Origin of the sequence: Lentzea sp. NPDC058436 (assembly GCF_042721515.1) — a bacterium.
Classification (GTDB): domain Bacteria; phylum Actinomycetota; class Actinomycetes; order Mycobacteriales; family Pseudonocardiaceae; genus Lentzea.
Genome location: NZ_JBHXLF010000003.1, coordinates 815,604 through 833,643 on the forward strand (window position 1 = coordinate 815,604; position 18,040 = coordinate 833,643).

At 70.3% G+C, this 18,040-nt stretch carries 17 protein-coding genes; 6 read left to right on the forward strand and 11 right to left on the reverse strand.

The features are described 5' to 3' along the window. The first annotated feature begins 10 nt into the window (after positions 1–10). Entirely contained in the window at positions 11–2,341 is a 2,331-nt protein-coding gene (locus ACFWN2_RS17530; protein WP_382428523.1) for a Tex family protein, read from the forward strand. 54 nt (positions 2,342–2,395) lie between these two features. Here ACFWN2_RS17530 and ACFWN2_RS17535 read toward each other — a convergent pair whose 3' ends face one another. Continuing rightward, entirely contained in the window at positions 2,396–3,634 is a 1,239-nt protein-coding gene (locus tag ACFWN2_RS17535) for an ABC transporter substrate-binding protein (protein ID WP_382428524.1), read from the reverse strand. Between the two features lie 205 nt (positions 3,635–3,839). Here ACFWN2_RS17535 and ACFWN2_RS17540 point away from each other — a divergent pair, with 205 nt between their 5' ends. Beyond that, the gene (locus tag ACFWN2_RS17540; RefSeq protein WP_382428525.1) at positions 3,840–4,703 is read left to right on the forward strand and encodes an NAD-dependent epimerase/dehydratase family protein; all 864 of its coding nucleotides are present in this window, start codon (positions 3,840–3,842) and stop codon (positions 4,701–4,703) included. Next, positions 4,700–6,238: a phytoene desaturase family protein gene (locus ACFWN2_RS17545; protein ID WP_382428526.1), complete on the forward strand. Its 1,539-nt coding sequence runs from the start codon at positions 4,700–4,702 to the stop codon at positions 6,236–6,238. Before ACFWN2_RS17540 ends, ACFWN2_RS17545 begins: the two co-directional genes overlap by 4 nt. Here the strand turns inward: ACFWN2_RS17545 and ACFWN2_RS17550 are convergent. The 4 genes from ACFWN2_RS17550 to ACFWN2_RS17565 form a co-directional block, all read right to left on the reverse strand. Next, positions 6,232–6,669, reverse strand: coding sequence for an SRPBCC family protein (locus tag ACFWN2_RS17550; protein ID WP_382428527.1), 438 nt, complete (start codon positions 6,667–6,669; stop codon positions 6,232–6,234). The two genes, ACFWN2_RS17545 and ACFWN2_RS17550, sit on opposite strands and share 7 nt — an antisense overlap. A 21-nt stretch (positions 6,670–6,690) precedes the next feature. Then, on the reverse strand, positions 6,691–7,176 hold the full coding sequence (locus ACFWN2_RS17555; RefSeq protein ID WP_382428528.1) for a DUF4041 domain-containing protein: 486 nt from the start codon (positions 7,174–7,176) through the stop codon (positions 6,691–6,693). A gap of 43 nt (positions 7,177–7,219) precedes the next feature. Further along, positions 7,220–7,978, reverse strand: coding sequence for an LLM class flavin-dependent oxidoreductase (locus tag ACFWN2_RS17560; protein WP_382428529.1), 759 nt, complete (start codon positions 7,976–7,978; stop codon positions 7,220–7,222). Positions 7,979–8,041: 63 nt separating this feature from the next. Further along, positions 8,042–8,512 carry a hypothetical protein gene (locus tag ACFWN2_RS17565; protein ID WP_382428530.1) on the reverse strand — a complete coding sequence of 157 codons (471 nt, stop codon included), beginning with the start codon at positions 8,510–8,512 and terminating at the stop codon, positions 8,042–8,044. Positions 8,513–8,654: 142 nt separating this feature from the next. Between ACFWN2_RS17565 and ACFWN2_RS17570 the strand changes: the two genes are divergently transcribed. Continuing rightward, positions 8,655–9,206, forward strand: coding sequence for an NlpC/P60 family protein (locus ACFWN2_RS17570; protein WP_382428531.1), 552 nt, complete (start codon positions 8,655–8,657; stop codon positions 9,204–9,206). Here the strand turns inward: ACFWN2_RS17570 and ACFWN2_RS17575 are convergent. The 6 genes from ACFWN2_RS17575 to ACFWN2_RS17600 form a co-directional block, all read right to left on the reverse strand. Beyond that, positions 9,196–12,036 (reverse strand): BTAD domain-containing putative transcriptional regulator, encoded by a 2,841-nt coding sequence (locus ACFWN2_RS17575; protein ID WP_382428532.1) that lies wholly within the window; start codon positions 12,034–12,036, stop codon positions 9,196–9,198. The genes ACFWN2_RS17570 and ACFWN2_RS17575 overlap by 11 nt on opposite strands. Before the next feature lie 192 nt (positions 12,037–12,228). Next, entirely contained in the window at positions 12,229–12,723 is a 495-nt protein-coding gene (gene mug, locus ACFWN2_RS17580; protein WP_382428533.1) for a G/U mismatch-specific DNA glycosylase, read from the reverse strand. A gap of 9 nt (positions 12,724–12,732) precedes the next feature. Next, on the reverse strand, positions 12,733–13,047 hold the full coding sequence (locus tag ACFWN2_RS17585; protein WP_382428534.1) for a hypothetical protein: 315 nt from the start codon (positions 13,045–13,047) through the stop codon (positions 12,733–12,735). Between the two features lie 10 nt (positions 13,048–13,057). Further along, positions 13,058–13,513, reverse strand: coding sequence for a hypothetical protein (locus ACFWN2_RS17590; protein ID WP_382428535.1), 456 nt, complete (start codon positions 13,511–13,513; stop codon positions 13,058–13,060). A gap of 74 nt (positions 13,514–13,587) precedes the next feature. Next, complete coding sequence (locus ACFWN2_RS17595; protein WP_382428536.1) at positions 13,588–15,264, reverse strand: bifunctional metallophosphatase/5'-nucleotidase; 1,677 nt, start codon at positions 15,262–15,264, stop codon at positions 13,588–13,590. A 62-nt stretch (positions 15,265–15,326) separates the two neighbouring features. Next, complete coding sequence (locus ACFWN2_RS17600) at positions 15,327–15,830, reverse strand: hypothetical protein (RefSeq protein WP_382428537.1); 504 nt, start codon at positions 15,828–15,830, stop codon at positions 15,327–15,329. Positions 15,831–15,939: 109 nt separating this feature from the next. Here ACFWN2_RS17600 and ACFWN2_RS17605 point away from each other — a divergent pair, with 109 nt between their 5' ends. Both ACFWN2_RS17605 and ACFWN2_RS17610 read left to right on the forward strand, forming a co-directional pair. After that, positions 15,940–16,665, forward strand: a complete 726-nt coding sequence (locus ACFWN2_RS17605) for a response regulator transcription factor (RefSeq protein WP_382428538.1) — start codon at positions 15,940–15,942, stop codon at positions 16,663–16,665. Continuing rightward, positions 16,643–18,037 carry a sensor histidine kinase gene (locus tag ACFWN2_RS17610; protein WP_382428539.1) on the forward strand — a complete coding sequence of 465 codons (1,395 nt, stop codon included), beginning with the start codon at positions 16,643–16,645 and terminating at the stop codon, positions 18,035–18,037. Before ACFWN2_RS17605 ends, ACFWN2_RS17610 begins: the two co-directional genes overlap by 23 nt. Positions 18,038–18,040: the final 3 nt, after the last annotated feature.

The window sequence follows — 18,040 nt, forward strand, 5'->3', positions numbered from 1 at the left end:
ATGGCGCGCTGTGACAACGCTCATCCACCAGAAGATCGCTGACGAGCTCGGAGTGGCCGCAGGCCAGGTCGGCTCTGCTGTCGAACTCCTCGACGGTGGCGCGACCGTCCCGTTCGTCGCCCGCTACCGCAAGGAGGCGACCGGCGGTCTCGACGACGCCCAGCTGCGCACGCTCGAGGAACGCCTCGGCTACCTGCGCGAACTGGAGGAGCGCCGGGCGGCCGTCCTCAACTCCATCCGCGAGCAGGGCAAGCTGAACGACGCCCTCGAAGCGCAGATCCTCGCCGCCGAATCGAAGGCGCGGCTGGAGGACCTCTACCTGCCGTACAAGCAGAAGCGCCGCACCAAGGCCCAGATCGCGAAGGAGGCCGGTCTCGAACCGCTCGCCGACGCACTTCTGGGTGATCCTGGTCTGAACCCGCAGGAGGAAGCCGCCAGGTTCGTCGACCCGGCGAAGGAGGTCGCGGACGCCGCGGCCGCCCTGCAGGGCGCGCGGGCCATCCTGGTCGAGCGGTTCGGCGAGGACGGCGACCTGATCGGCGACCTGCGCGAGCAGATGTGGACGCGCGGCCGCGTCGTCTCCAAGGTCCGCGAGGGCAAGGAGACCGACGGCGCCAAGTTCTCCGACTACTTCGAGTTCGACGAGCCGTTCGCCAAGCTGCCGTCGCACCGCATCCTGGCGCTGTTCCGCGGCGAGAAGGAGGAGGTCCTCGACCTCGTCCTGGAGCCGGAGGAGCCGCGCGAGGAGGGTCCCTCGACCTTCGAGGTGCGCATCGCGTCCCGCTTCGGCATCGACGACCAGGGCCGTCCCGGTGACAAGTGGCTCACCGACACCGTCCGCTGGGCGTGGCGCACGCGCATCCTCGTGCACCTCGGCATCGACCTGCGCGGCCGCCTGCGGGCGTTCGCCGAGGACGAGGCCGTGAAGGTGTTCGCGTCGAACCTGCGCGACCTGCTGCTGGCCGCCCCGGCCGGCACGCGCGCCACGATGGGCCTCGACCCCGGCTACCGCACGGGCGTGAAGGTCGCGATCGTCGACGCCACCGGCAAGGTCGTCGCGCACGGCGTCATCCAGCCGCACGTGCCCGCGAACCGCTGGGACGAGTCGATCGCGAAGCTCGCCGCGTGGTCCAAGCAGCACAACGTCGACCTGATCGCGATCGGCAACGGCACGGCGTCGCGCGAGACGGACAAGCTGGCCGCCGACCTGATCAAGCGCCACCCCGACCTCAACCTGACCAAGATCGTGGTCTCCGAGGCGGGCGCGTCGGTCTACTCGGCGTCGGCCTACGCCTCGTCCGAACTGCCGGGCCTGGACGTGTCGATCCGCGGCGCCGTCTCGATCGCGCGCCGCCTGCAGGACCCGCTGGCCGAGCTCGTGAAGATCGACCCGAAGTCCATCGGCGTCGGCCAGTACCAGCACGACCTGGCGGAGTCGAAGCTGTCGCGCTCGCTCGACGCGGTGGTCGAGGACTGCGTGAACGCGGTCGGCGTCGACCTCAACACGGCGTCCGTGCCGCTGCTGACCCGCGTCTCCGGCATCACCGCCGGCCTCGCGGAGAACATCGTGCTGCACCGCGACTCCAACGGCCCGTTCAAGACCCGCAAGTCGCTGATGGAGGTGGCGCGGCTCGGCCCGAAGGCGTTCGAGCAGTGCGCGGGCTTCCTCAAGATCCGCGGGGGCGACGAGCCGCTCGACGCGTCCTCGGTGCACCCGGAGGCGTACCCGGTCGTGCGGCGGATCCAGGAGTCGGCCGGCGCCGAGCTGATCGGCAACACCGCGGTGCTGACGAAGGTGCGGCCCGAGCAGTTCGTGGACGAGCAGTTCGGTCTGCCGACCGTCACGGACATCCTGAAGGAGCTGGAGAAGCCCGGCCGCGACCCGCGCCCGGCGTTCAAGACGGCGACCTTCGCGGACGGCGTCGAGAAGATCGCCGACCTCAAGCCCGGCATGGTGCTGGAGGGCGTCGTGACGAACGTGGCCGCGTTCGGCGCGTTCGTGGACATCGGCGTGCACCAGGACGGTCTCGTGCACATCTCCGCCCTGTCGAACACCTACGTGAAGGACCCGCGCGACGTCGTGAAGTCCGGTGACGTGGTGCGGGTGAAGGTGCTGGAGGTCGACGAGGCCCGCAAGCGCATCGGCCTGACGCTGCGCCTGACCGACGAGCCGGGCAAGCCCGCTCCGAAGCAGGGCGGTGGCGGCGGTGGCCGTGACCGCGGCGGCCGTCCGCAGCAGCGCGGCGGGCAGCAGCGCGGTGGTGGCCAGCAGCGCACCTCCCCGCCGCCGGCGAGCGGCTCGATGGCGGACGCGCTCCGCAAGGCCGGATTCGGCAAGTAGGACGACGGAAACGGCCCCTCCCGCGCTCGGGAGGGGCCGTTTCTCATTTGGCGCCTATTTGGCTCGGGTTCCCTTGATCTTCACGAGCTCCGACTCGAACAGTTCCTCGACGGTGGTGAGACCGCCGGGCGCCTTCGAGTCGACCTTCGTGATGTAGGACTGCGTCGCGGAAGGCCGTCCCACCAGCGAGTAGTGCAGCGCGCTGGTCAGGCCCTGGGTGTCCAGGCCGTTGGTGCTGTGGAACGCGTCCAGCACGCCGTCGCGCGAGAGGTCGCCGTTCTGGCATGCCTTCTCGATGACCGAGAGGAACACCTTCGCGACCGTGTAGCCGTGGTCAACGTAGATCGCCGGCTTGTCGTTCGGGTAGTACTTGTTGAACGCCGCAGCCACCTCGCGCGGGCCGGGCTGGCTGCCGGTGAACGGCGCCACGGACGTCACCACGGACACCTGCTTCTCCACGGCCGGGCCGACCGGCGAGTCGAGGATCGCGGTGTCGAAGCCGACCACGTTGACCATGAACGGCACCTCCCACTTGAGCGCCGCGGCCACACCGACGGCGGCGGCGGTCTGGGCGGGGGTGGTGCTGAGCACGACGGCCTTCGCGCCCGTGGCCTTCAGCGCGGCGATCTGCTGCGTGAGGTCGGCCGTGGTCTCGCCGATCGGCTGCTCGGCGATCTTCATGTTCCACTGCGTCCCGACGAACCGGCTGCCCTCGACGGCGTTGTCGCCGTAGCTGCCCTGGGCGTACACGTGACCGACGGTGTCGCCGTCCTTGATCACACCACGACGCTTGTAGTGATCAAGTCCGTTGATGACGTCGAGGTCGTACGTGGTGCCGACGATCATCATGTGCGGGTTGCCGAGCAGCGACGCGGCCCACGACGCGGGGGCGGTCAGTGTCCTGGTCTGCATGATGTCGGGCTCGATCGCGGCCGTCATCGGCGTGCCCGCGAGTTCCAGCAGGCCCAGGACCTGCGGTTCCAGGTCGAAGTAGGCGTCGAGCGCCTTCTGGACGTCGTACGCGTGGTCCTTCTGCTTGAGCTCGATCCTGCGACCGCAGATGCCACCGCGGTCGTTGACCTGCTTCAGGTACAGCTCGTAGCCCTTCATGCGGGTCAGCGCGGAGGCTTTGAACGGCCCTGTCATGTCCGTGAGGATGCCGAGCGAGATCGTGTCGTCGGTAACGCCCGGCCCGGTCTTGACCTGGGCCTTCGCATCTTCCTTTGCGCCACAGCCGGCCACCAGGACGGCTAACGCCAAGGCGGCGGAGGGCAGTACACGGCGGAGGGGCATGCAGAGGTCCTTGTCCAAATGATCGACACATACTAAGCGGTAGCTCAGTATTGGGCGGGGGCACACATAATGCCTCCTTATGTGCTACGGAACACAGCGCCGTAAGGTTCAAGTAACTACCGCTCGGTTACGGAGTGTGCTAGCTCTTCGGTGCCGAACGAAATGAGATACGCGTGATCGGTCACATCGCGGGTATCCCGGCGGCGTGAAAATCGTCGTCACCGGGGCCTCCGGCAACGTCGGCAGCGCGCTGCGCCGCCATCTGGACTTCGAGGACGCCCGTGTCGACGTGCGCACTCTCTCGTCACTGCGTGACGCTTTCCGCGGTGCCGACGTGGTGGTGCACCTGGCGTGGGCGATCAAGCCCGCTGATCGCCAGACCAACGTCGACGGCAGCGAGCACGTCCTCGCCGCGTGCGCGAAGGAGTCGGTCGGCCACCTGATCATTGCCTCTTCGGTCGCCGCGTACGGCCCGGCGGAGCGCTGGTCGAGGGTCGACGAGTCGTGGGCGCTGACGGGCATCGAGGGCAACGACTACAGCGCGCACAAGGTGCGGCTGGAGGAGATGGTCCGGCGCTACCCGTTGCCGTGCGCGGTCATCCGCCCGTGCGGCATCGGGCAGGCGTCCGCCGCAGCGAAGATCCGCCGCTGGCTGGTCAGCCCGCTGCTCCCGCCGAAGCTGCTGCCGTACCTGCCGATCCCCCTGTGGAACGACCTGCGCCTGCAGCTCGTGCACGCGGACGACGTGGCGCGCGCGATCGCGGCGATCGTGGAGCGCAAGGCGCTGGGCGCCTTCAACCTCGCCGCCGAACCGGTGCTGACCGCGCCGATGATCGCGGACCGGGTGGGCGCGGCCCGGTTGCCGGTGCCGTACGCGGTGATCGAGAAGCTCGCGGGCGCCACGGCGCGCCTCGGGCTGCAGCCCCTGACCCCGGAATGGGTCCGGATGGCCGACCAGGCACCGCTCGTGAACACCACACGAGCACACGAGGATCTGAAATGGTGGCCCGGACACGACGCGCGTGATGTGCTGCGCGAGGTCATGACGGCAATGGGAGGACGTGCGTGAACGAGGTCGACGCGGTCGTCATCGGCTCCGGTCCGAACGGGCTGGTCGCCGCGACCCTGCTGGCGGACGCGGGCTGGGACGTGCTGGTCCTGGAACAGCGCGACACACCGGGCGGTGCCGTGACCTCGGCCGAGATCACCGCTCCCGGCTTCACGAACGACGTCTACAGCGCGTTCTACCCCCTCGGTCTCGGTTCGCCGGTCATCGGCGCGTTGAACCTCGACGTGCAGTGGCAGCACGCACCGGCCGTGCTGGCCCATGTGCTGCCGGACGATCGCGTCGCGCTCCTCTCTCGTGACGTCGACGTCACCGCGAAGTCCGTGGGCGCGTTCGCCCACTCCGACGCCGACGCGTGGCAGGCCGAGTACGCGCGCTGGCGCCAGGTGCGCGACGGCGTGCTGGAGGGTCTGCTGCGCCCGTTCCCGCCCGTGCGCGGCGGGCTGTCGTTGCTGCGCACACTGGGCCTGGGCGACACGCTGCGGCTGACGCGCCTGCTGACCCAGCCCGTGCGGCGCCTCGGCGAGGAGCTCTTCGCCGGTGAGGGTGCCCGGTTGTTGCTGGCGGGCAACACGATGCACTCGGACCTGGGCCCCGACCAGGCCGGCGGCGCGGGCTTCGGCTGGCTGCTGGCCATGCTCGGCCAGGACGTCGGCAACCCGGTGCCCCGCGGCGGCGCGCGGGAGCTGACCGCGTCGCTGGTCCGCAGGTTCGGCGGCCGCATCGAGACCGGCGCGCGCGTCACCGGCGTGCTGCACGCGCGCGGTGTCGCCGTTGGTGTGCGTCTGGAGGACGGCTCGGTGGTGCGCGCACGGCGTGCGGTGCTCGCCGACGTGCCCGCCCCCAGGCTGTACCTCGACCTGATCGGCGGCGACGCGCTGCCGTCGAAGCTCGCGGAGGACCTCAAGCGGTTCCAGTGGGACGGCGACACGATCAAGGTCGACTGGGCGCTCTCGGGCCCGATCCCGTGGGCCAACGCGGAGGCGTCGCAGGCGGGCACGGTCCACCTGGGCGGCGACGTCAACGGACTCGCGACCGTCGCGCACGAGCTGGCGTGCGGCAAGGTGCCGCGCAACCCGTTCATGATCCTGGGCCAGATGACGACGACCGACCCGACCCGCTCCCCCGCCGGCACCGAGGCAGCCTGGGCCTACACGCACGTGCCGCTGAACGGGGGCTGGACGCCGGACCGGCTCAAGCGCCGCGCCGACCGCCTGGAGCTGATGATCGAGGAACGCGCACCCGGCTTCCGCGCGCTCATCCAGGGCCGTTCGGTGCTCGGTCCCGACCAGATCGGCTCGGTCAACGGCGGCACGGCGGCGATCCACCAGCAGCTCGTGTTCCGGCCGGTGCCCGGTCTGGGCCGCGCGGACACCCCGTTCGACCGCCTCTACCTGACGGGCTCGTCGGCGTGGCCGGGCGGCGGCGTGCACGGCGCGGCGGGCGCGAACGCGGCACGGGCGGCGCTGGCCCGCTGGGGTGGTGCCGGTGAGCTCTACCGGGTGCTGGTCCAGGGCCTCAACAAGACGATCTACTGACGGCCCTTCGCCAGGTCGTCGAGACGCTGCAACGTCTCCTTGTTGCGCGGGGCCAGCAGGACGTCCTGCACGACCTTCGGCATCAGCGTCGACGGCCCGCGCACGACCCGCTCGGCCATGCGCACCTCGGTGAGCGCCTCGGACCGCGCCATCAGGGTGAACGTGATGCGCGCGGCCCCGGCGGGCCACAGCCGCGCGTCGAGTTCGAGCAGCGCCCCGGGCTCGCAGCGCACGACCTCGGTGGTGTCGCTGATGACGAGCGGCCACGGCCCCACGCTGTGGTGGATCCGCGTGCCGGCCCCAGGCCAGCCCTCGTCGACGTCGCGGATGTGCGACGCGCCCACCACCCAGCCCGCGTAGGACCAGCCGTCGGCGAGCACCGCCCAGACGGCGTCGACGGGCGCTTCGACGTTCAGTGCCACCTCAGCCATGTGCGGGAGGTACCCCGTGGGTCAGGAAGCAATCCGGCGGGTGCGGCGGCTCTCGGCCTTGCGCCGCAGGTGGTCGGCGGTGAGCTCCAGCTCGTGCGTGCGCAACGCCTGGTAGCGCGGCGAGAGGCGGAGCCCGACGGTCCCGCTGAGGCGCTCGATCGCCGACGCCGCGCGATCGAGCCGCCTCCTCGCCGCGTCCAGGCCACCGGCTCCCAGCATGCGCAGGCAGTTCTCCGCTTCGAGGTTGTACGAGCGCAGCATCAGCGCCGTCCAGTCCTCGACCAGCCTGCGGCCGGTCGCGTCCGATCCGTTGTAGGTGGCCTGCCCGCCGCCCACGATCGCCGCACCGGTCTTGATCAGGGTCTTCATCTCGTCGTGCAGGAGGTCGAGCCGCGCCTGGTGGTCGGCGGTACCGGCCGTGCGGTCGACGACCCAGTCCGGCTCAGCGCTCCGGCGGTCTCTGCGTCCGAGCACGGACACCTCCCCGATCAGCGACGAAAGGCCCATGACCGTATCCATCGCAAGGGGGAACCCGCCGTTATCGACGACGTCAGGCACTCACTCCATCGAGTGATCCGACGAAGCGGACGAACCCTTCGGGGTCCTCGCTCGTGGCGGACTGCTGCAAGATCACGCTGGTCGCGCCCGCCGCGGCCACCTGGGAGACCAGGTCGGTGACGAACGCCCTGTCCCGCGAGTCCGTCTCGACGTAGACGACGACGGGGTGCTCGCGGGTCGCCCTGATGGCCTTGACCCCGCCGGCGTCGACCGACGCGTCGAGGATCGTGCCGTCGCCCACCTCGCCCGCGAGGTCCAGCGTCTTCTGCCCGTGCCCGCCCACGTAGATCGGCATCGGCGCGGGCGGCGGCCAGTCCAGCGCGACGCCGTCGAGCTTCACGTACCGGCCCTCGACGGTGACCCGCTCGCCGGCCAGCAGTGACTTCAGCGCGCCGGTGTACTCGCGCAGCAACGTCAGCGGCGACGCCACCCGCGCGCCGACCTGGCCCATCCAGTCCTGCACGCCGTGCCCGACGCCGATGGTCACGCGGCCGGGGAACAGCCGGTCGAGCGTCGCGGCCTCCATCGCGGTGATCGCGACGTTGCGCAGCGGCACCGGCAGCAGACCGACGCCGACCTTGAGCCGGGAGGTCCAGGCCAGGGCGGCGGAGGCGCAGGCGATGCCGCTCTCCAGGAAGCAGTCCTCCCACAACCACAACGAGTCCACACCGGACTCCTCCGCGGCGAGGACGACGGAGCGCAGGTTCTCGGGAGGAAGCTGAGGCCGGTAGACAGCGCCGAGTGTGGTCACCCGACAACTACTACCGGCTCCCCCTCCTTTCAACAAGCACAGTCCCGGTTCAGCAACCAGACCTCAGCACCCGCAGTTGTGGTACGTGACGTCCCAGTGGTTCGACTCGAGGTAGTAGACGTTGCCCGCGTTCGAGCGCCACTTGTTGCCGCCGATGGACGTGAAGCTGCCCTTGATGTAGTTCGTGACGCAGCTGGACAGCCGGTAGTCCACCTTGTACCCGTTCCAGTGCGAGTACGTGCCCGACGCGTGGCCGGTCTCCGTGCCGCCGGTGATGGTCAGCGCACAGCCCGACGCGCTCTTGAACGTCTTGGCACCCGCGATGGTCGTCTGGTTGATCTGCTCGAACGACGTGCAGTTCGGCCGGTTGCGGTCGCTGCAGTTGCCGCTCGAGTCCCAGGCGATGCCGGCCGCGCGCAGCTGCGCGGTCGCCTGTGCGTGCGTGTACTTCGCCGGGGCCGCCGACGCGACGGACGCGCCCATGATCAGAGCGGCGAACATCGCGACCACGGCTGCGATCGTGCGAACGAACATGTGCTCTCTCCTTATGCCCAAGGTGCCGCGAAACCTAGGAAGGAGCGGTAAAGGAAGGCCTAAAACGGCCTTAGGCCGATCTTTGGCGCCTCAGTGGACAGTTCCGGTCATCACCAACCGCAAGTCGATCGGAGCAACAAGCATGCGCATTCGCCACGCTCTCGCGGCGACCGCCATCTCGCTGGGGCTGCTCGGCGGTATGAGCGGCATCGCCCAGGCGGCGCCGGAGGGTCCTGCCCAGCAGGAGGTCGCCCTCTCGCAGGTCGAGGCGGCGGCCGGGTACGGCGGTTCGATCAGCCGCACCGAGGTCATCAAGCGCGCCAAGGACTGGTGGGACCGCAAGGTTCCGTACAGCCAGTCCGCGTACGCCTGGGACGTCAACAAGGGCAAGAAGTACCGCACGGACTGCTCGGGCTTCGTCTCCATGACGTGGAAGCTCACGACCAGCCGCAACACGCGCAACCTGCACGAGGTCGCCACCAAGATCTCCTGGGCGAACCTCAAGCCGGGCGACATGATCCTGCGCAACGGCCACGTGAAGCTGTTCGAGAAGTGGGCCAACTCCGCGAAGACGTCCGCGTGGATCTACGAAGAGGGCAGCACCGCGACGGACATGGACCACGAGACCGTGACCGTCTCGTCGCTGAAGAGCGGCGGCTACGCGCCGTGGAAGTACAACAAGATCACCGGCTGATCCGCGTGGTGGCGAGGCCCCACTGCGACCGCCACTGACGCACCTCTCCCTGTTCTCTGGTGCCCAGTCGTGCGAACAGGACGGCGGCCTCGTCCCAGGAGCGGTCCGCGCCCACAACGTCCCCCAGACGGGCGTGGACCGCTCCCAGGTCCCGAAGTGTCCTGGCGCGCCACAGCGGCAGGCTGAGGTCGTTCCACACCGGCAGCAGGTCGGTCAGCACGATCCGCGCGCCGGCGTGGTCGCCCGCCGCGAGCCGCCACTCCCCCAGCGTGCGGCGCACCAGGGCCTCCCCGAACCGGTCCCCGACGTCGCGGCAACCGTCCAGCGCCTGCTGGATCAGCTCCTCGGCGGGGTCCAGCAAACCCTTGCGCAGCAACACCTTCGCCCACGCCTGGGCGGTGTAGCAGCCGAGCAGCTCGTCGCCGGTGCCCTCCACCATCTCGTGGGCGCGCCGAATGTGGTCCTCGGCGAGGTCCAGCTCACCGCGGGCGCGGTGCACGAGCCCTATCCCGCGCGCGGCCAGCGCCTCACCCCGGCGACTGCGCGCCTGGCGGTAGACCGTCTCCGCGAGGCGGAGGGTGGCGAACGCCCCCTCGTCATCGCCGAGCTCCCGTTTGATGGAGCCGAGTCCGTACAGCGCGTGCGCCTCGCCTTCGAGGTCCGCGCCCTCCAGCAGGTCGCGCGCCCTCTCCAGCGCCTCCAGCGCGCACGGGTACTGGCCGAGGTCGCGGCACACCATGCCGATGCCGTTCATCGCCACGGCCTCGCCGCGCACGTCGCCGAGGTTCACGAACAACGTCTGCGCCGTCTCGAACCACGACCGCGCCTCGACCAGGTTGTCGCGCTTGTAGTGCATCTGCCCGAGGCTGCACCGCAGCACGGCTTCCAGCCGCAGGTCCCCGGTCCTCCACACGGCCTCCAGCGCCGCCGTGTGTGTTCGTTCCCAGGCCTCGTAACGGTTCCTGAGCCCGAACCACGCGAACACCAGCACTTCGGCCAGCTGGGACGCCATCTCCGCGAGCCCGAGTTCCGCGGCGCGTTCCACGAGCCTGGTCAGCAACGACTCCTCGCGCGCGAACCAGGCGTCCTTGTCGGTCGGCCGGGCCGCCGAGGCGACGACGCCCAGCGAGTCCTGCATCCGCGGCACGGCGAGAAAGAGCTGCTCGGTCAGTCCGTCCACAGTGGACAGCGCGGCGACCACGGCCCTGCGCACCACGTCCTCGCGTTCCCGCTGCGCGTCCTCGGCCTCGGCGAGCTCACGGGCGTGCAGCCGCACCAGCTCGTGCATGCGGTACCGCGCGCTGCCGATCACGTCGAGCAGCCGGGCGTCCACGAGCTGGTCGAGCACGTCCTCGTCGAGCAGGTGCGCCCACAGGAAGCTCGGCACCTCGGGCAGCCCGAGGAACCCGAAGATCCGGTACGCGCGGCGGACGTTCTCGTCGAGCGCCCGGTAGGTCAGCTCCAGACCGGCCCGCACCGCGAGGTCGTCCGCGACGAGCTCGTCGAGCCGCGACCGCTCGTCCGACAGCCTGCGCACCAGCTTCGACACGGGCCAGTGCGCGCGCCCGGCCAGTCGCGCGCCGGTGATCCGCACCGCGAGCGGCAGGTACCCGCACAGCCGCGCGACCTCCTGGGCCTGGTCGGGTTCCGCGGCCACCCGGTCGTCGCCGAGGATGCGCTTGAGCAGCGTCACGGCCTCGTCGCTGCTCAGCACGTCCAGCGGGACGCGGCGCACGCCTTCGAGCCCGCACAGCCTGCTGCGGCTGGTGATCAGCGTCAGGCAGCCGGGACTGCCCGGCAGCAGCGGTCGCACCTGCGACACGCTCGTGACGCCGTCCAGCACGATCACCACGCGCCGCCCGCTGACCGTTGCCCGCCACAGCGCGGCGCGTTCCTCGGCGGACTCGGGGATCCGTTCGCTCGGCACGTCCATCGCCCGCAGCAACGCGTCGAGCGCCCCGGACGGCGAGTGCAGGTCGACGAACAGCTGCCCGTCCGGGTACCGGTCGGCGAGCCGGTGCGCGGCGTGCACGGCGAGCGCGGACTTGCCGACCCCGGCGGGTCCCTCGATCCACCAGACACCGCCGTCGCTGTCGAGGAGCCTGCCCAGCTCCTCGTCGCGCCCGGTGAAGTCGCCCGCGTCGCGCGGCAGGTAGTTGCGCCGGCTGTCCCGCGAGCCCTCCAGCACGTCGCGGTAGAGCTGCTGCAGCTGCTCGCCGGGCTCGACCCCGAGCTCGTCGACGAGCACCCTGCGCGTCTCGCGGAACACCCGCATGGCGTCCGCGCGGCGCCCTGCCCGCGCGAGAGCGGTCATGAGCTGCCCGCGCAGCCGTTCGGCGAGCGGGTACTCGGCGACGAACGCCCCGAGCCGGTCGACGAGCTCGGCGTGCCGCCCCAGCGCCAGCTCGGCGTCGACCCACGCCTCGGCGGCCGCGAGCCGTTGCACGTCGAGGGTCTGCGCGAACACGACGGGCGTGCCGCGCCACAGCTCCAGCGCCTGGTTCAGGGTGTCGGCCCTGACCTTCAGGTCGGCCTCGTCACCGGCGCGGGCCACGAGCCGGCGGAACGCGTGCAGGTCGACGTCGTCGGGGTCGGCGTTGAGCACGTACCCGGCCGCCCGGTGCTCGACCGGCAACCCGGCGCGGCGCAGGCTGGAGATGTGCACCTGCAGCGACTTGCGCGCCTGCGGCGGCGGCTCCTCGCCCCAGATGAGGTCGATGAGCCGCTCGACCGGCACGATCCTGCCGCACTCGACCGCCAGCACGGCTAGGATCTGCGCGGGCTTCGGCGGCACCGTCGGCTCGACCGGCCCGAGAATCCTGACCTCCACTGCGCCCCCACCAGTGTTGAAGATTCACCAATTTCTGCACGGCATTGTCAGATTTTGACGCAGCCGGACCTGCAGGGGTTCCACTTCTGGGTGAATGCACTCGAACGGACGCAGATCTGGATGCAACCAGACCAGAGCCCACTCCGTCCAGCCCACTTTCAGTGGGCATGAATGTGAACTTTTGTTCTCGTTCTAGACGCTCGCTTTGAGTCGCCCGAACTCTTCAGCCAACGCCGGCAACTGCCAGTGCGCGTTCAACCCGCTCGGATTCGGCAGGATCCACAACCGCGCGCCGCCCACGGTGTCCTGCTGCGCCCCGACCTGCGCCTTCTTGCGACCGAACGCCGCCCGGTACACGGTCACACCGAGTATCGCGAGAACCTTCGGTGAATACCTCTCGACCTTTTCTGCGAGAACGATCGCACCTTCACGCATTTCGTCAATTGTTAATTCGTCGGCACGGGCACTCGGCCGCGCGACGACGTTCGTGATGCCCAGCCCCAGTTCGAGGAGCTTCTCCTGCTCGCCGGGCGCGAACTGCGACGGCGTGAACCCGGACAAATGAAGCGCGGGCCAGAACCGGTTTCCCGGCCGGGCGAAGTGGTGCCCGGTCGCCTCCGAGACGAGGCCGGGGTTGATGCCGCAGAAGAGGACGTCGAGCCCGGGCTTGATCACATCGCCGATCACGCGCCCAGCCTACGAGCTCACCGCCGGCACCCGCGGACGCGGCGTCCACATCGTGTAGCCCGCCCTGCGCGCGTCCTCCGGCGAGTGGAAGAACGCGTCCCCCTTCATGCGCTTGTAGTACGGCGACTCGGGGGTGTGGAACATCATCGTGCGCGAGTTCGCCTTGATCGCGGGCACTGGCCCCGCCGGTTCCTCCATGATCGACAGCGGCTGGACCTCGACGACGGAGATCTCGCGCGAACGCATCGTCAGCCACGTCAGCAGCACGCCGGCGAGGAACGCGCCCGCGCACAGCAGGAACATCTGGAAGAAGAACCCGAACACCGGACAGCTCCTAGCTCGTGGTCGTGAAGTCCTCGTCGACGCGCAGGCCGGGTGCGGCCGAGCGCAGGGCGTCGCTCAGGGAGCCCGCGCGCCCGGCGTCCGCGACGCGCGCCGACGCGGTCAGGCGTCCTTCGCGCAGGACACCGGTGAAGTCGGTGACGTCGTGGTCCAGCACCGCCGCGAGCAGCGACGCGACCACGGCGGCGGACACGGGCAGCCGTTCGCCCGCGTCCGGGGTGATCACGTCCGTGACCCGGAACGCGGTCAGCGCGCGCACGGCGTCCACGACGGCCTGGCGTTCCACAGCGGACGACGCGGTACCCGCCAGCACGATCTCCGACGACCGCACCGCGAGCACCAGGTGGCCGGGCGCCACGTCCGGAGCGGGGTGCGCCGCCAGACCCAGGGACGCGAGCAACGCCGGCACGACGAGCGCACCGACGACAACGCGTTGGGTCAACTGCACGCGCTTGGACTATCTCATCCGGCTGATCGGGTGCCACCGCCCGAAGGGGAACGCCCAGGACACCCGGCCCTATTTCACTCGTTCGTGGACACGACCACGGGCTCGCCGGCGGCCACCAGGCGCCAGTCCGAACCGGTGAACTCGGCGGGGTCCAGCACGCCCGCGGCCTTGACCCACTCGATCAGCAGTTGCCGGATCTCCTGCTGCTGGTTGTGCAGCACGGGCGCCGCGGCGATGTGCGGGAAGTCGCCGCCGCCCGCCTGCCGGTAGTTGTTCACGGCCACGGCGAACTCGAAGGAGTCGTCCACCGGCCGTCCGTCGTGGGACAGGTCCACGATCCGCGACCCGACCGGCCGCGTGATGTCGATCGAGTAGGTCAGCGGCGCCGACAGCCCGTAGGCGATGTCGAAGTTGTAGTCCGGCACGTCGGCGGACACCTCGGCGGCCGAGAACGGGCCAGGACCGGAGACCTGCCGGAAGTAGCGCGCCGACTCCTCCAGGAAGTCGCGCAGCTGCCCGGCGGTCATCCGCACGCCCACCAGCGTGTTGTCGAAGATGTAGAGCCCGGCGACGTCGCGGATGGACACCTCGCCCGCCGGGATCGCCGCGGACCGGTTGAAGGGCGCGCACAACGACACCACCGGCAGCGACGTGGACTTCGCGACCTCCAGCGCCTGCACGTGGTTGATGAACCGCAACGCGGGCGTGTCCTCGAACCGCGAGCGGAACGCCGACATCGCCGAGGCGCACGTCCCGACCCTCGCGTTGACGTACGAGACGACCTTGGAGTGGTCGTGCCGCAGCAGCCGCACGATCCGCGGGTCCTCGTCCACCGAGGCCGACGACAGCACGGACGCCCGCGACGCCTCCAGTTCCCACTGCCCGTCGTGGCGCAGGTCGAACTCCATCACCGACAACCGCTTGCCCCAGTACAGCGGCTCGGTCAGCAGCACCGGCCGCCCGGTCACCTTGTTCGTCACGATCCGCGACGGGATCTCCACGTGCGCGTGCCCGACGAGGATCGCGTCGATGCCCGGCACGGTCTCCGCCAGCAGTTCGGAGCAGTTCTCCGGGAACGGCACCTGGTCGCCCAGCGACGACGACAGGTCGGCACCGGAGTGCGCGACCACGATCACCAGGTCGGACTGGCGGCGGATCTCCGGCACCCAGTGCAGCGCCTGCTCCACCAGCCCCGGGAACGTCAGCACGCCGTCGACGTGCTCGCGGTCCCAGACGGCGATGCCGGGGTTCGTCAGCCCGAGGATCCCGACCCGCAACGGCGGCCCGCCCGTGCGCCACACCGTCTTCACCACGTACGGCTCGAAGGCGGGCAGCCCGGTCTCCACGTCCAGCGCGTTCGCCGCCAGCAGCGGGAACTCCAGCTGCCGCTCGAACGTCCGCAGCACCTGCAGTCCGTAGTTGAACTCGTGGTTGCCCAGTGCCGCGGCGGTGTAGCCGATGGCGTTCATCGCGGCGGCCATCGGGTGCACGTGCGGGCCACGCGTGATCGGCTCGACCTTCGCGTAGTAGTAGGCGAGCGGGGTGCCCTGGATGGTGTCACCGGCGTCGAGCAGCAACGTCCGATGGCGACCCACGTCCGAACGCACGTCGTTCACCAGCGTCGAGATCTTCGCGAGCCCGACGTCGTCGTGCGCGTAGTCGTCGAACTCGCGGTCGCGGTAGTAGTCCCAGTTGAACAGGTTGCCGTGCAGGTCTGTGGACCCCATCACCGTCAGGGTGAACGTCCGCACGCTCACCTCCGGTTGTGGTCGGGCCGATCACCCGACCATAACCGCTCACACTTGACCCCAAATCACCTCGTGGGAGGGGCCTGCCCGTTCCGCTGGCCTCGCTGACCAGGTTCGACGACGCTGGAGGCGACGGACTTGCCGTCTTCTGTGGTGGCGATCACCGTCACGGTGTCCCCCTTCTCGACACCTTCGGCCACGGTCTCGGCGTCGATCACGTACGTCTTGGTGTAGCCGTCGGTCGACTTCACCTCCACGGAGGAATCGCTGATCGCGGTGACCTCACCGGTCTGGAACTCGCCGTGGGTCGTGTCGCCGGTGCCGAGGCCGAAGCCGCCGCGCATGCCGCCGGCGCCGTCCGGGGGCATGCCGCCGCCCATGCCACCCGGCCCCATGGCACCGGTCTGCTGGCTCGTGCCGCTCGCGGCGTAGATGGCGACGCCTCCGGCACCGGCGATCGCGACGGCGATGGCCACGGCCGCCACGGTCTTCTTCGCGGTCCACGCCGGACGGGCCGCCGGTTCGGTCGGCTGGGGTGCGCCCCACTCCGGGGGCTGTTGTTCGGTCATGAGAGCCACCGTGTCGGTGCCGCCTGTGCCGAACCTGTGTACGCCGTAGGCCTGAGCTGTGCGCCTCGCTCACAGCTGGTACACAGGATCCGCGTTCACGATGGGAGCCATGCGCGCGATGAAGACCGAACTCCGCAGGCCGGACGGGCAGCCGGTGCGGGTGCTCGTCGTCGACGACGAGTCCACTCTGGCCGAACTGATGTCGATGGCGCTGCGCATGGAGAAGTGGGACGTGCGCACGGCGCTCGACGGCGCGACGGCGGTGCGGACCGCGCGCGAGTTCCGGCCGGACGTGGTGGTGCTCGACGTGATGCTGCCGGACTTCGACGGGTTCGAGGTGCTGCGCAGGATGCGGGCGGAGGCGCCGATCCTGCCCGTGCTGTTCCTGACGGCGAAGGACGCGGTGGAGGACCGCATCGCCGGGCTCACCGCGGGCGGCGACGACTACGTGACGAAGCCGTTCTCGTTGGAGGAGGTCGTGTTGCGGCTGCGCGCACTGCTGCGGCGCACCGGCGTGACCGACGCGGACGCGGGCACCAGGCTGATCGTCGGCGACCTGTCGCTGAACGAGGAGACGCGCGAGGTCGAACGCGGCGGCGCGTCGATCGACCTGACGGCCACGGAGTTCGAGCTGCTGCGCTACCTGATGCGCAACCCGAAGCGCGTGCTGAGCAAGGCCCAGATCCTGGACCGCGTGTGGAGCTACGACTTCGGCGGCCAGGCCAACATCGTCGAGCTCTACATCTCGTACCTGCGCAAGAAGATCGACGCCGGGCGCACACCGATGATCCACACGATGCGAGGCGCCGGATATGTCCTCAAGCCTGCGACCTAGGACCCTGCGGGCGCAGCTCGTCTCGGGCCAGATCGTCCTGCTCACCGCGCTGTGCCTGGTGATCGGCGGCGTCTCGGTGCTCGCGCTGCACGCGTTCCTGATGAACAACCTCGACCGCGAGGTCACGACCCTGCGCCCCGGACCGCCCGGCCAGCAGTACGGTCCCCCCGGTGTGAACGCGCGGATCTTCCCCGACGGCACCATCAACGGCACGATCGAGCTGCCCGGCTGGCAGAAGCCGCGCCTGCTCACCGACGACGAGATCGCGGTGCTGGCGGCCACCCCGTCGGGCGTGCGGACGGTCGACCTCGGCGAGGCGGGCGAGTTCCGCGTGACCACCGACCGGATGGGGATCAAGGGCCTGCCGCTCTCGAACGTCACCGACATCGTGTGGCAGATGGTCTGGATCCTCGCGGGACTCATCGTCGCCGGAGCGGCGGTGGTCGCGCTGGCGGGCCGGGTGATCGTCCGGCGCGCGCTCGTCCCGCTGGACCGGGTCGCCGAGACCGCCACCCGCGTCTCCGAACTACCACTGCACGAGGGCGAGGTCGCGCTGGCCGAACGCGTGCCCGAGGAGGACACCGATCCGGCCACCGAGGTCGGCAAGGTCGGCCTGGCGCTGAACAAGCTGCTCGGCCACGTCGGCGAGGCCCTGAAAGCCAGGCACGACAGCGAGACCAGGGTCCGGCAGTTCGTCGCCGACGCCTCACACGAGCTCCGAACTCCGCTGGCCGCCATCCGCGGTTACGCCGAGCTGACCCGCCGCACCGGCGAGGACCTGCCGCCCGCGGTCACCCACGCGATGGGCCGCGTGGAGTCCGAGGCGGTGCGGATGACGTCGCTGGTCGAGGACCTGCTGCTGCTGGCCCGCCTCGACGCCGGCCGCCCGCTGGAGAGCGACGACGTCGACCTGTCCCGGCTGGTGCTGGACGTGGTCGGCGACGCCAGGATCGCGGGCCCCGACCACAGTTGGAGGCTCGCGCTGCCCGAGGACCCGGTCACGGTTCCCGGTGACGTGCAACGGCTCCACCAGGTCCTCGGCAACCTGCTGTCCAACGCCCGCGCGCACACCCCGCCGGGCACCACCGTGACCACCGGCCTGTCCGTCCACAACGGACGCGTCGACCTCACCGTCACCGACGACGGCCCCGGCATCCCGCAGGGGCTGGAGGTCTTCGAACGGTTCGCGCGCGGCGACTCCTCGCGCTCGCGGGCGGCCGGCAGCACCGGGCTGGGCCTGTCGATCGTGGCCGCCGTGGTCGGCGCGCACGACGGCGAGGTGTCCGTCGCGAGCCGCCCCGGTCACACCACCTTCACCGTCTCGCTGCACACAGCTGGTTCACAGCAGGGGCACACGACCGACCCAGGCTAGGCC

Bases quoted from the DNA above. Each gene is read 5' to 3' on its own strand.
- ACFWN2_RS17535 (WP_382428524.1), bottom strand. From the start codon at position 3,634: ATGCCCCTCCGCCGTGTACTGCCCTCCGCCGCCTTGGCGTTAGCCGTC.
- ACFWN2_RS17550 (WP_382428527.1), bottom strand. From the start codon at position 6,669: ATGGCTGAGGTGGCACTGAACGTCGAAGCGCCCGTCGACGCCGTCTGG.
- ACFWN2_RS17555 (WP_382428528.1), bottom strand. From the start codon at position 7,176: ATGGGCCTTTCGTCGCTGATCGGGGAGGTGTCCGTGCTCGGACGCAGA.
- ACFWN2_RS17565 (WP_382428530.1), bottom strand. From the start codon at position 8,512: ATGTTCGTTCGCACGATCGCAGCCGTGGTCGCGATGTTCGCCGCTCTG.
- ACFWN2_RS17570 (WP_382428531.1), top strand. From the start codon at position 8,655: ATGCGCATTCGCCACGCTCTCGCGGCGACCGCCATCTCGCTGGGGCTG.
- ACFWN2_RS17600 (WP_382428537.1), bottom strand. From the start codon at position 15,830: ATGACCGAACAACAGCCCCCGGAGTGGGGCGCACCCCAGCCGACCGAA.
- ACFWN2_RS17605 (WP_382428538.1), top strand. From the start codon at position 15,940: ATGCGCGCGATGAAGACCGAACTCCGCAGGCCGGACGGGCAGCCGGTG.
- ACFWN2_RS17610 (WP_382428539.1), top strand. From the start codon at position 16,643: ATGTCCTCAAGCCTGCGACCTAGGACCCTGCGGGCGCAGCTCGTCTCG.